9 protein-coding genes and 1 pseudogene are annotated in these 13220 nt (G+C 67.2%); 3 read left to right on the top strand and 7 right to left on the bottom strand.

Annotated features, from left to right (window positions below; genetic code table 11):
• Window positions 1-138 precede the first annotated feature (138 nt).
• The 7 genes and pseudogenes from pheT to uvrA all read right to left on the bottom strand — a co-directional run.
• Window positions 139-2652 (bottom strand): phenylalanine--tRNA ligase subunit beta, encoded by a 2514-nt coding sequence (pheT, locus tag QQS53_RS08645; RefSeq protein ID WP_472775444.1) that lies wholly within the window; start codon window positions 2650-2652, stop codon window positions 139-141.
• Between the two features lie 38 nt (window positions 2653-2690).
• Window positions 2691-3737, bottom strand: coding sequence for a phenylalanine--tRNA ligase subunit alpha (pheS, locus tag QQS53_RS08640; protein ID WP_472775443.1), 1047 nt, complete (start codon window positions 3735-3737; stop codon window positions 2691-2693).
• Between the two features lie 127 nt (window positions 3738-3864).
• Window positions 3865-4665: a TrmH family RNA methyltransferase gene (locus QQS53_RS08635; RefSeq protein ID WP_472775442.1), complete on the bottom strand. Its 801-nt coding sequence runs from the start codon at window positions 4663-4665 to the stop codon at window positions 3865-3867.
• Window positions 4666-4818: 153 nt separating this feature from the next.
• On the bottom strand, window positions 4819-5202 hold the full coding sequence (gene rplT / locus QQS53_RS08630; RefSeq protein ID WP_070769320.1) for a 50S ribosomal protein L20: 384 nt from the start codon (window positions 5200-5202) through the stop codon (window positions 4819-4821).
• A 57-nt stretch (window positions 5203-5259) separates the two neighbouring features.
• Window positions 5260-5454 carry a 50S ribosomal protein L35 gene (gene rpmI, locus QQS53_RS08625; protein WP_070769319.1) on the bottom strand — a complete coding sequence of 65 codons (195 nt, stop codon included), beginning with the start codon at window positions 5452-5454 and terminating at the stop codon, window positions 5260-5262.
• A gap of 33 nt (window positions 5455-5487) precedes the next feature.
• On the bottom strand, window positions 5488-6009 hold the full coding sequence (gene infC / locus QQS53_RS08620; protein WP_296205954.1) for a translation initiation factor IF-3: 522 nt from the start codon (window positions 6007-6009) through the stop codon (window positions 5488-5490).
• Between the two features lie 299 nt (window positions 6010-6308).
• A pseudogene (gene uvrA / locus QQS53_RS08615) lies at window positions 6309-9146 on the bottom strand (excinuclease ABC subunit UvrA); the annotation flags it as partial.
• Window positions 9147-9245: 99 nt separating this feature from the next.
• On the opposite strand from uvrA, the gene QQS53_RS08610 reads away from it, so the two are divergent.
• The 3 genes from QQS53_RS08610 (at window position 9246) to QQS53_RS08600 (ending at window position 13219) form a co-directional block, all read left to right on the top strand.
• The gene (locus QQS53_RS08610; protein WP_472775441.1) at window positions 9246-9848 is read left to right on the top strand and encodes an MBL fold metallo-hydrolase; all 603 of its coding nucleotides are present in this window, start codon (window positions 9246-9248) and stop codon (window positions 9846-9848) included.
• 124 nt (window positions 9849-9972) lie between these two features.
• Window positions 9973-10887, top strand: coding sequence for a DoxX family protein (locus QQS53_RS08605; RefSeq protein WP_472775440.1), 915 nt, complete (start codon window positions 9973-9975; stop codon window positions 10885-10887).
• A 106-nt stretch (window positions 10888-10993) separates the two neighbouring features.
• Complete coding sequence (locus QQS53_RS08600; RefSeq protein ID WP_472775439.1) at window positions 10994-13219, top strand: HelD family protein; 2226 nt, start codon at window positions 10994-10996, stop codon at window positions 13217-13219.
• Window position 13220: the final 1 nt, after the last annotated feature.

Below are 13220 nucleotides of genomic sequence, written 5' to 3'. Positions count from 1 at the left end.
AGCATAGCCAAATATGCAGCCGAATGTAAGTTATTCACTTAAAATTCGGGATATTTTCCGTTTTCTAGCGTTTTTATTACCCCCGAAAATGCATAACCCCCGCCGCTGGGTGCGGCGGGGGTAGGTGCGGGCGAGGACTTAGGCGCGGATCTGGGCGCCCAGTTCCTGCTCGGCCAAGGCGGCGGCGGCCTCGCGGTGCGCGTTGACCTCCTCGTCGGTCAGAGTGCGATCCGGGGCGCGGAAGAGCAGTTTGAAGGCTAGCGACTTCTTGTCCGCACCCAGCTGCTCGCCGCGGAAGACGTCGAAGAGCTCCACGGACTCGAGCAGCTCGCCGGCGCCCTTCGCGATGACGCGGCGAACCTTTTCAGCCGGCACGTCCTCCGCGACGGTCAGGGCGATGTCCTGGTGCAGGGCCGGGAAGGCCGAGAGCACCGGCGCCGGGAAGCGCTCGTCCAGCGGCAGGGCCGTGACATCCAGCTCCATGGCGCAGGTGCGCTCCGGCGCGCCCAGCTTCTCCAGCACCTGCGGGTGCAGCTCGCCGGCGTAGCCGACGACTTTTTCGCCCACCTTGAGCGCGGCGCAGCGGCCCGGGTGCCACGGCAGCTCGCTAGCCGCCTCGACGTCCAGCTCCACGCCGGCCGCGCGGGCCACGACGCGGGCAGACTCGATGGCGTCCGCGTAGGTGTAGGCGCGGCCCTCGCCCCACGGGCCCGGGTTGTCCGCGAAGCCCGCGGAGACGGTGGCCACGTGCAGCGGCTGCTCCGGCAGGGTGCCCAGCAGCTCGGCCAGGGTCTCCTCGTCCGGGCGGGAGGCGACCGAGGGCATCGGGGTGGAATCCGCGCGGCGGAAGGAGACCTGCTGCAGGCCGTAGAGGCGCAGGTTGGACTGGCCGCGGGAGACGTTGCGGTTGAGGGCTTCCAGCATGTTCGGCAGCAGGGTCGTCGACAGCTGGGCCTTGTCGGCCTCCAGGGGGTTCTGCACGGCGACCGTCTGGCGGCGGGCATCGCCGGCAGCCAGGCCCCACACGTCGAAGGTGTCATTGGCCACGAACGGCGAGGGGATGATCTCCGCGTAGCCGGAATAGGCCAGGCTGTGCCCGATCGCCCGGCGACGCTTCTGCGCCGGGGTCAGGCCGCGGCCGCCGCGCGGGGTCGGCAGGATGGACGGGATGTCGGCCAGGCCCTCCAGGCGCAGGACCTCCTCGATGAGGTCGACGTCCATGCCGATGTCCGTGCGCCAGGTCGCCGGGGTAACCGAAAGGACGTCCGAATCCGCGTTCTCGACCCGGCAGCCGACCTCCTCGAGGCGGGAGGTGACGGTCTCGCGGGAGTAGTCGACGCCGGCGTAGCGGCCGGGCATATCCACCGGCAGCGCGATGGCGGCCGGCTGCTGAACCTCCCCGACGAGCGTGCGGCCGGCCTCGATGGTGCCGCCGGCCAGCTGCTGCAGCAACGCGCAGGCGTAGTCCAGGGCCACCTCTGTAAGCGCCGGATCCACGCCGCGCTCGAAGCGGCGGGAGGCCTCCGAGGACAGCTTGTGGCGGCGCGAGGTCCGCGCCACGGTGATGGGATCCCAGATGGCGGCCTCGAAGATGACGTCGGTGGTCTCGTCCGAAATCTCGGAGGTGGTCCCGCCCATCACGCCGGCCAGGGACTGGATGCCCTTGTCGTCGCAGATGACGACGTCCTCGGCGTCCAGGGTGCGGTCGACGTGGTCCAGGGTCTGGAAGCTCTCGCCGGCCTCGGCGTTGCGGATAACCAGCCCGCCGGAGACCTGGTTGGCGTCGAAGGCGTGCATCGGCGAGCCCAGCAGCAGCATGATGTAGTTGGTGACGTCAGTCGGCAGGTTGACGCTGCGCTGGCCGGAGAGCATGAGCTCGCGCTCCAGCCAGAACGGGGTGCGCGCGTTGGGGTCGATGCCGGTGACCTTGCGCAGGCCGAAACGCTGCGCCTTGGTCTCCTCCCGCAGGTCGACCGGCAGCGCGCCGGCGGCATCGTCGGCAGCCGGTACGTTTGCGGTATCGATGCCCGCGGCGGCCGGATCCGCGGCCAGGTCGCGGTAGTCGGCGTCGAAGGCGGAGGCCACCTCGCGGGCCAGGCCGCGCACCGACAGCGCGTAGCCGCGGTCCGGGGTGATGTTGACGTCGAAGACGGTCTCGTCCAGGCCGATGACCTCGCGGGCGTCGCGGCCGACCGGGCCGGCCTCCTCGCCGAGCGTGATAATGCCGTCGGCCTTCTCACCGAAGCCCAGCTCCGCGGCCGAGGCCAGCATGCCGTTGGAGATGTGGTCGTAGGTCTCGCGCGCGGCGATCTTGAAGCCGCCGGGCAGCTCGGCGCCGGGCAGAGCGACGACCACCAGGTCGCCCGCGCGGAAGTTGCGGGCGCCGCAGATGATCCCCTGCAGCTCGCCGGTGCCGTTGGCCTCGCCCACGTTGACCTGGCAGTAGCGGATCGGCTTCTTGAAGCCGGTCAGTTCCTCAATCTCCTCGACTCGGCCGATGACCAGCGGGCCGGTGGTTTCCGGCAGCGCGGCATAGCCCTCGGTCTCGAAGCCGACGCGCACGAAGCCGCTGTCGAGCTCCTCCGCGCTGACCGACCAGTCCGGGTTCTGGGCGCCAAGCACGCGGGTTACCCAGCCTTGCGAAATAAGCATGTGGTGGATTCTTCCTTTCTAAGAGTCTGGGTAGCGGCCTAGGCCTGGATTCCGAACGGGAGGGTGAAGCGGACATCGCCCTCGACCATGTCGCGCATATCGGACAGCCCGTTGCGGAACTGCAGGGTGCGCTCCAACCCCATGCCGAAGGCGAAGCCGGTGTACTCGGCCGGGTCGACGCCCACGGCGCGCAGCACGTTCGGGTTGACCATGCCGCAACCGCCCCACTCGATCCAGCCGGCGCCGCCCTTCTTGTTCGGGAACCAGACGTCGACCTCGGCCGACGGCTCGGTGAACGGGAAGTAGTTGGTGCGCATGCGGGTCTTGGTCTCCGGCCCGAAGAGCACCTGGGCCAGGTGGTCCAGGGTGCCGCGCAGGTGCGCCATCGTCAGGCCCTTGTCGACGGCTAGGCCCTCGACCTGGTGGAAGACCGGGGTGTGGGTGGCGTCCAGCTCGTCGGTGCGGAAGACGCGGCCCGGGCAGGCGATGTAGAGCGGCACGTCGCGGTCCAGCATGGTGCGGACCTGCACCGGCGAGGTGTGGGTGCGCAGCACCTGCTGGGAGCCTTCCACGGAGACGTGGAAGGTGTCCTGCAGCGTGCGGGCCGGGTGATCCGGCTTGAAATTCAGCGCGTCGAAGTTAAAGTACTCGGCCTCGACCTCGGGGCCGTCGGCGATCTCCCAGCCCATGCCGACGAAGATGTCGGCGATCCGCTCGGACAGCGCCGTAATCGGGTGCAGCGCGCCGGTCTGGGCGCGGGTGGTCGGGATGGTCACGTCCACGGTTTCCGCGACCAGCTGCTCCTGGCGGGCGCGCTCCTCGAGCTCCTGCTTCAGCTGCGCGTAGCGCTTCTCGGCCTTGCCGCGCGCCATGTTGACAGCCTTGCCCGCGTCCTTGCGCTGGTCCTTCGGCAGCGATCCGAGGGACTTGCGGGCCTGCGGGATATATCCCTGCTCGCCCAAGTGCTCCCGATGCGCCTGCGCCAGCCCGGCCAGGTCCTCGGCGCCCTCAAACGCGGCGATGGCCTCGTCTGCGGCCGCGGCCAGGGCCGCCTCTGTCAATTCAATCTCGGGGGTATCTGACACGTAGCTTCAACCTTCTTCTCACGCTTAAACTAACGCAGGCTATGTTACCCGCTCTAGCCCTGCGCACCGGCGCCGGGGCGGGAATTTTATCCCCTCCGCCAAACCGATTTGGCCGGGTTGGCTCGGGCTAGCGCTGCGCCTTGGCGGACTCGTAGAGGCAGATGCTGGCGGCCGTGGCGAGGTTGAGGGACTCGGCGCGGCCGCGGATCGGGATCCGCACCCTAAGGTCCGCCTGGTCCAGTAGGTCCCGCCCCAGCCCGTGGGCCTCGTTGCCGAAGAGCCAGGCCGTGGGCTGGGACAGGTCGACGTCCGCGAGATCCGCCTCCCCGTCCGCGGCGGTGGCCAGGATCTGCAGATCGTGGGAGCGCAGCTGACCCAGCACGTCCTTGACGTTGGTCTCGCGCGCCACCGGCACGTGGAAGAGCGAGCCGGCCGAGGCCCGCGCCACCTTGCAGCCCAGCGGGTCGACGGTCTCGCCGGCGAAGATGACGCCGTCGGCGCCCATGGCGTCCGAGGTGCGGATCAGGGTGCCGGCGTTGCCCGGTTCACTGGTCAGCACCGGGACCGAGACCAGCGAGGGCTTGCCCGCCAGGATCTTGCCGGCCGACCACAGCACCGGCCGGCACACGGCGAAAAGCCCGGTGGTGGTCGCCGTGTCCGACAGCGACTTGGCGGCCTTATCCGTAATCGGGTGAACGTAGACGTCCATGTAGCCGGCGGCAGTAAGGATCTCCGCGAAACGCTCCGCCGCCTGCTCGGTGGCGAAGACGTCGGTGGCCGCGCCGGTGGACACGGCGGCATCGACGGCGTTCTCGCCCTCGATGAGGAAGGCGCTGGCCTTGCGCCGGGCCGCGGCGCGGTGCAGCTTCGCGGCCTTGACCACGCGGGGCGTGCGTTCGGTTAGAGGTTGGGAAAAATCCAGTGTCATACCCGCCAATCTAGCAGGCAGTCACCGCCCCACCGCGACGGGGACCGCCGCCCCAGACAAGACAAAACCCCGCGGCCGGCGCACTGTTGACCAGTGGCGGGGCGCGGGGCGGAAGGCGAAGTAGTAAAAAACTACTCCGAGACCCGTTCAGGCTTAGGCAGCCTTCGGGGCGTTGACGTCCTCCGGCAGGGCGGCCTTGGCGGCGTCGCACAGCGCGGAGAAGGCGTCGAAGTCGTTGACGGCCAGCTCGGCCAGGATCTTGCGGTCGACCTCGATCTCAGCCAGGCGCAGGCCGTGGATGAGGCGGTTGTAGGTCAGCTCGTTCATGCGGGCTGCAGCGTTGATGCGCTGGATCCACAGCTTGCGGAACTCGGACTTACGGGCGCGACGATCGCGGTAAGCGTAAGTCATGGAGTGCAGCCACTGTTCCTTCGCAATGCGGTAGCGGCGGGAACGGGCGCCACGGTAGCCCTTGGCGGACTTCAGAATCGCGCGACGCTTCTTCTTGGCGTTCACAGAGCGCTTTACTCGTGCCACGGTAGTACTTCCTTAAATCTTTCTCGACGGTATTGAGGTGGGGTGGATTCGGCGCTATTAGGAGCGGCCGAGCAGGCGCTTGACGCGCTTGACGTCGGACTGGGCGACGGCCTCGGTGCCCTTCAGACGACGGGTACGCTTCGAGGGCTTGCCCTCCAGCAGGTGGCGACGGCCAGCCTGCTCACGGCGCAGCTTGCCGGAACCGGTCACCTTAATACGCTTGGCGGTGCCCTTGTGGGTCTTCTGCTTCATGAGAATTAAGTCCTTAAATCCCTAGTGTGTGGTCTACTTCTTACCCTTGCGAACCGGGCCCAAGACCATGGTCATGTTGCGGCCATCCTGCTTGGGGCGGGACTCGACGACGCCAACCTCCGCGACGTCATCAGCCAGCCGCTCCAGCAGGCGGAAACCCAGTTCCGGACGAGACTGCTCGCGACCGCGGAACATGATGGTCACCTTGACCTTGGAGCCCTTTTCGAGGAAGCGAACAACATTGCCCTTTTTGGTCTCATAATCGTGGTCATCGATCTTAGGACGGAACTTCTGCTCCTTGACCACAGTCTGTTGCTGGTTCTTGCGAGCCTCGCGAGCCTTCTGGGCCTGCTCGTACTTGTACTTGCCGTAGTCCATGATCTTGGCCACCGGCGGCTTCGCCTTCGGGGCAACCTCGACCAGGTCCAAATCGGCTTCGTACGCAACCTTGCGGGCGTCGTCGGTACGGACAACTCCTACCTGTTCACCCTCGGGTCCGATCAGACGAACTTCGGGTACTCGGATTCGCTCATTGATGCGAGCTTCAGCGCTGATTGTGTGTCTCCTAAGTGAGAAGGGTCAATAGTTAATTCGCCTACCAACGCCACAAACAAAGAAACCCGCCTGCCAAAACTGACAGCCGGGAGGTCTCACCTAGATACCGCACCCCGTGGGGCTCGGTTACCTTTTGACCCGTTGCCTGCTCTAGGCGGCTGGGGGTGGGAGAATCTCCGCTTGTGACCCGGAAACCTTATGGAAGGTACCACGGGCGGTAGTGCCCACAACACTAGCATGCCACCCGCGCCCGGCCAAATCGCGACCCTACTGCCCCATTCGCCCTGCCCCTTCCCCGGCTACTTGCCGGCCGGGGTCAGAACGTCGGCGAGGAACTGCCCGGTATAAGAGCCCTCGACGGCCGCGACCTGCTCCGGGGTGCCTTCCGCGACGACCGTGCCGCCGCCGTTGCCGCCCTCCGGGCCCATGTCCACCAGCCAGTCGGCGGCCTTGATGACGTCCAGGTTGTGCTCGATGATGATGACCGAGTTGCCCTTGTCCACCAGGCCCTGGATGACCAGCATCAGCTTCCGGATGTCCTCGAAATGCAGGCCCGTGGTCGGCTCGTCCAGGATGTAGACGGTCCGGCCGTTGGTGCGCTTCTGCAGCTCCGAGGCCAGCTTGACGCGCTGGGCCTCGCCGCCGGACAGCGTCGTCGCCGCCTGGCCCAGCCGCACGTAGCCCAGGCCCACCTCGACCAGCGTGTGCAGGTAGCGGTGGATGGAGGTGATCGGCTCGAAGAACTCGGCGGCCTCCGAGATCGGCATGTTCAGCACCTCGGCGATGTTCTTGCCCTTGTACTGGACCTCGAGGGTCTCGCGGTTGTAGCGCGCGCCGTTGCAGACCTCGCACGGGACGTAGACGTCCGGCAGGAAGTTCATCTCGATCTTCAGGGTGCCGTCGCCGTGGCAGGCCTCGCAGCGCCCGCCCTTGACGTTGAAGGAGAAGCGCCCGGCCTTGTAGCCGCGCACCTTGGCCTCCTGCGTCTCGGCAAACAGGTTGCGGATCTTGTCGAAGACACCCGTGTAGGTCGCCGGGTTCGAACGCGGGGTGCGACCGATGGGGCTCTGGTCGACCTGCACCAGCTTGTCCAGGTGTTCCATGCCCTCCACGCGCTTGGCGCGGCCGGGCACCTGGCGCGCGCGGTTGAGCTCGTTGGCCAGGGTCTTGGCCAGGATCTGGTTGACCACGGTGGACTTGCCCGAGCCGGACACGCCGGTCACGCAGACCAGCACGCCCAGCGGGATGGTCACGTTGATGCCCTTGAGGTTGTTCTCCCGGGCGCCGACGATCTTCAGCACGCGCTGCTTGTCGATCTCCCGGCGGTGATCCGGCACCGCCAGCACCTTGGACCCGGACAGGTACTGCCCGGTCAGGGAGTCCTCGCGGCTCTCGATGCCGGCCGGCTCGCCCTGGTAGACCACGTGGCCGCCGTATTCGCCGGCGCGCGGGCCGATATCCACCAGCCAGTCCGCCTGGCGGATGGTGTCCTCGTCGTGCTCGACGACGATGAGCGTATTGCCGATATCCCGCAGCCGCTGCAGCGTGGCGATAAGCCGCTGGTTGTCACGCTGGTGCAGGCCGATGGACGGCTCGTCCAAGACGTAGAGCACGCCCGCCAGGCCAGAACCGATCTGGGTGGCCAGGCGGATGCGCTGGGCCTCGCCGCCGGACAGCGTGGAGGCACCGCGGTCCAGGGTCAGGTAGTTTAGGCCGACGTCCAGCAGGAAGCGCAAGCGCGCCTGGATCTCCTTGAGCACCGCGCCGGCGATGATTTCCTCGCGGTGGCCCAGCTGCAGCGTGGACAGGAACTCGGAGGCGTCCTCGATAGACAGGGCCGTCAGCCCCGCGATGGACTGCTCGCCGTGCGCGCCGGAGGCCAGGCGCACGGCCAGGATCTCCGGCTTCAGGCGGGAGCCGTGGCAGGTCGGACACGGCACCTGCCGGGTGTACTGCAGCAGGCGGTCCTTCTGCGAGTCGGAGTCGGTGGTCTCCAGCTTGCGCTCGATAAAGCCCACCGCGCCCTCGAAGGGGGCGGTCCAGTTGCGCTGGCGGCCGTAGCGGTTCTTGTAGCGGACGTGGACTTCCTGCTCGGTGCCGTGGACCAGGGCATCGCGCTGCTTGTCGGTCAGCGAGCTCAGCGGGGCGTGCGGATCGAAGTCCAGTGCCTTGCCCAGGCCCTCAACCAGCTTGACGAAGTAACGGCTGTTGGGGCTGGAGTGCCAGGGCTGGACGGCATCGACAGCCGGGGCGTCCGGGTCCGGGATGAGCAGGTCCTCATCGACCTTGAGGCGGGTGCCCAGGCCGTCGCAGACCGGGCAGGCGCCGAACGGCGAGTTGAAGGAGAAGGCGCGCGGCTCGTATTCCTCGATGGTCAGCGTGTGCCCGTTCGGGCAGGCGGCCTTCTCCGAGTAGGTGTGGTTGAGCTCCGGCTGGTCCACGAAATCGATGCTGACCAGCCCCTCGGCCAGCCGCAGGGCCGTTTCCACCGAGTCCGTCAGGCGCTGCTTCTGGGAGGCCTTGACCTGCAGGCGGTCGACGACCACCTCGATGTCGTGCTTGATCTGCTTCTTCAGTTTCGGCGGATCCGACAGCTGGTGCACCTCGCCGTCGACGCGCACGCGGGCAAAGCCTTGGGCGGCCAGATCGGCAAAGAGGTCGACGAATTCGCCCTTGCGCTTGCGCACCACGGGGGCGAGCACCTGGAACTTCAGCTTCTCCTCGTGCTCGAGCACCGTGTCCACAATCTGCTGCGGGGTCTGGCGCTCGATGACGGCGTCGCACTTCGGGCAGTGCGCCGTGCCCGCGCGGGAGAACAGCAGGCGCAGGTAGTCGTAGATCTCCGTGATGGTACCGACGGTCGAGCGCGGGTTGTGGTTGGTCGACTTCTGGTCGATGGATACGGCCGGAGAAAGGCCATCGATGAAGTCGACGTCCGGCTTGTCCATCTGGCCCAAAAACATGCGGGCGTAGGAAGACAGGGACTCCACGTAGCGGCGCTGGCCCTCTGCGAAAATGGTGTCGAAAGCCAGCGAGGACTTGCCCGAGCCGGACAGGCCGGTGAACACAATCATTTTTTCGCGGGGCAGGTCAATGTCTACCCCTTGCAGGTTGTGCTCGCGGGCACCGCGGACGACGAGGCGATCAGCCACAGTTTGCCTACCTTCCTTAATGGATCTGCTGCAGATTATTGACTGCGGGACTCTCTACTTGAATTTACCCGTAGACTGGTCAACATGACTAAAGAGCTCAAGCTATACCATATTTCCGTCTCCGACATGGACAACAATTGCTACCTGCTGGCCTGCGGCGACGAGGGCTTGCTTGTCGATGCCGCCGACGACGCCCCCGCCATCCTCGACATGGCCCGCCAGGCTGGCGTCACCATCACCGCGGTCTTTACCACCCACCGCCACTGGGACCACGTGCGCGCGCTGCCGGAGATCCTGAAGGAAACCGGCGCCACCCACTACGCCTCCTTCCTGGATTCGCCCGCCCTGCCCGCGCCCGTCGACGTCGAGCTCAACCACGGCGACACCATCACCTTCGCGGGCTACGAGCTGCCGGTCATCATCCTGCGCGGCCACACCCCGGGCGGGGCGGCGCTGGTCACCGAGCTGGACGAGGTGCCCAACCTCTTCGTGGGTGATTCCCTCTTCCCGGGCGGTGTCGGCAAGACCACCTCGGAGGGCGACTTCGTCCGCCTTTACAAGGACTTGACCGAACGCGTATTTGATATCTACCCGGACGAGACGGTCATCTGGCCGGGCCACGGCAAGCCCACCACCCTCGACGAGGAGCGCCCGCACCTCGGCGAATGGTGGGACCGCCGCTGGTAGTCTCCCCCGGCTGGCCCACAGCCGAGTAAAAAGTGCGTAAACTTGAACCCCTAGGTTAAATTTCTGGCTTAGAACTTCTAGGTTAGACTTACTGGTCTTTTTCACTAAAGGAGAATTTTCAGACATGATTCGTAAGATTGCCCGCCCGATGTTGGCTTCGGTCTTCGTTATCGACGGCGTGGACACTCTCCGTAACACCTCCGATCACGTGGAGGAGACGGAGTCCTTCCTGCAGACCCTGCGCAAGGCCCTGCCGGGTAGCTACGCCGGTTACGTCCCGAACGACCCGGAGCTGGTCGCCCGCGGCCTGGGCGGCGCCAAGGTCGGCGCCGGTTCCCTGCTCGCCTTGGGCAAGGCCCCGCGCACTTCGGCCGCCGTGCTGGCCGCCGCTACCCTGCCGACGATGTTGACCCGCAACAACTTCTGGGAGGCCGACAGCGCCGAGGAGAAGACCTCCAAGCGCAACGGCCTGCTGACCAACACCGCCCTGCTGGGTGCGCTGTTCATCACCACCCAGGACACCGCCGGTAAGCCCTCCCTGCGCTGGCGCGCCCAGAAGGCCGGCGAGCGCACCAACAAGAAGATCCAGCAGGCGCTGCCGACCAAGTCCGAGTCCCAGAAGTTCGCCGACGACGTGTCCGAGCGCGCCTCCGATTTCTCGGATCGCGCCTCCGACTGGTTCAACGAGACCTCCGACAAGGTCCAGGCCTACATCGACGACAACAAGGACGACTGGCAGGAAAGCGGCAAGGACCTGCTGGAGACCGCCAAGGGTTACGTCAACGACGCCAAGGACTTCGTCACCGATAACAAGGACGACTGGCTGAAGGCTGCCCAGGACAACGCCGAGACCGCCCGCAAGGGTGCCGTCAAGGCCGCCTCCCGCGCGCAGGAGAAGGCCGAGCAGGCCCGCTCCGCCGCCGACAAGAAGAACGGCAAGCGCGCCGCCAAGAAGGCGTCCAAGAACGCCGACAAGCTGCAGAAGCGCGCCGACAAGGCCATCGCCAAGGCCATGAAGAAGCTCGAGGGCAAGCTCTAAGCTTTCCCACCGAGCTACTTTTCCACGCAACGGCCCAGCGAGTATGCTGGGCCGTTGTTCTTTTGCCCAACCAGCAATCCCATGCACGAGACAGAAAGCCCACCTTATGACCGGTGAACGTGACACGCGGCAGGCCTCGGCCCACCAGGCCGAGGTAGCCGCCGAGCAGGCCTATGTGGACGGCTTGTTCGACCGCCTCGACGACGCCGTCGCCCGCGCCAACGAATCCTTGGCCCGCGTGCAGGCGGACGTCGATCCCCAGACCCCGGACGCGGACGCCCTGGTGCGCCGCGAGACGGAATACCACGGCCTGCAGGCCAAGCTGGACAAGCTCAACCTGGCACAGCTGGGCTTGGTCTTCGGCCGGATCGATATCGACGCCGACGGGGACAACCCGACCGCGGCGGGGCTCGACCGGCGCTACATCGGGCGCATGGGCATGGACGATCGGGCCGACGACTACCGCACCCTGCTGCTGGACTGGCGTGCCCCGATGGCCCGCCCGTTCTACCTGGCCACCACCGCCCACCCGGAGGGCGTCGAGCAGCGCCGCACCATCCGGATGCGCGGGCGCGAGGTCACCGATCTCACCGACGAGTACCTCTCCGGCGACAGCGCCGGCACGGACACCGCGGGCGTGGCCAGCGAGTCGGCGCTCTTCCAGGCCCTGCAGCAGGCGCGCACCGGGCACATGTCCTCCATCGTGGAGACCATCCAGCGCGAGCAGGACGAGATCATCCGGGATCCGACCCGCGGCGTCCTGGTCGTCGAGGGCGGGCCCGGCACCGGCAAGACCGCCGTGGCGCTGCACCGCGTGGCCTACCTGCTCTACACCTACCGCGAGCGGCTCGCGTCCACCGGCGTGCTCATCGTGGGCCCCAACCCGACCTTCCTGGACTATATTTCCCAGGTCCTGCCCGAGCTGGGTGAGACCGGCACCGTGCTCTCGACCATCGGGGATCTCTTCCCCGGCGTGACCGGCAACCACCCGGAGGGGCTGCTGGCCCGCGAGATCAAGGGCTCGGAGGCCATGGCCGAAATCCTGGCCAACGCCGTCAAGGACTACCAAAAGGTCCCGGCCGAGGCGCAGGAGATCAGCGTCGAGCAGCTGCCACTTACGGTCACCCCGGCCATGGTCAAGGCCGCCCGCACCCGCGCGCGCCGCTCCCGCAAGCCGCACAACGATGCCCGCCTGGCCTTCGCCGAGCACCTCACCGAGTCCCTGGCCCGGGCGCTCTCGGAGCGCATCGGCGCCGATCCGCTCGGCGGCCAGAACCTGCTCTCGCGCGCCGACGTCGACCAGCTCCACGACGACCTGGCCGAGTCCCCCGCCGTGCGCGAGCTCATCGACGCTTACTGGCCGGAGCTAGGCCCCCAGCAGGTGCTTTCCGAGCTCCTGTCCTCCCGCGAGTTCATTTCCCGGGCGGCCGCCGCCTACGACGAGGAGACCCAGGAGGCGCTCTACCGCGCCCACGGTACGGCCTGGACGGCTAGCGATGCCGCCCTCCTCGACGAGCTCGCCGTACTCATCGGCATGCCCGACCCGGCCGCCGTCGAGGAGGCGGAGCGCGAGGCCTGGAAGCAACAGGTCGCCGAGGCCGAGGACGCCCTGGACATCCTGAGCAGTTCCGAATCCACAGACAACGACGACGACATGTTCGACGCGGAGATCCTCTCCGCCCACGACGTCATCGACGCCGAGACCCTGGCGCGGCGCCAGCAGGTCCAGGACCACCGCACCACCGCCGAGCGCGCCCGCGCCGACCACACGTGGGCCTTCGGGCACGTCGTGGTCGACGAGGCCCAGGAGCTTAGCGCCATGGAGTGGCGGATGGTCTTCCGCCGCAGCCCCTCGCGCTGGGTCACCCTGGTCGGCGACACCGCCCAGACCAGCGCCCCAGCCGGCGTGGACGCCTGGGCCGACACCCTTGAGCCCTTCGTCGGCGGCCGCTTCCGCCACCACCGGCTCACGGTCAACTACCGCACCCCCGAGCCCATCGCCGAGGTGGCCAACCGGCTGCTAGCCCTCATCGACCCGCACGCCGAGCCTGCCACCGCCATCCGCCCCGGTGATCCGGTTACCTACCACCGCCTGCCGGAAGAGGCAGCGAAGCGACCGGCAGCCGGCATCGGCAGCACTGCAGACGGGCGTCTGCGCGCGGTGATTGATGCCAACAACGTCGAGGAGATCAAGGGCCTGGAGTTCGACCACGTGGTCATCGTCGACCCGCAGGCCATCGTCGCGGCCTCACCGCAGGGGCTGCAAAACCTCTACGTGGCGCTGACACGCGCCACCCAGACGCTTACGGTCTACGGCGAGCTGCCCGCTTAGG

Source organism: Corynebacterium sp. 2571A, assembly GCF_055700935.1.
The sequence above is the reverse complement of the archived record's forward strand: the minus strand, read 5'-3'. Positions and strand labels throughout refer to the sequence as shown.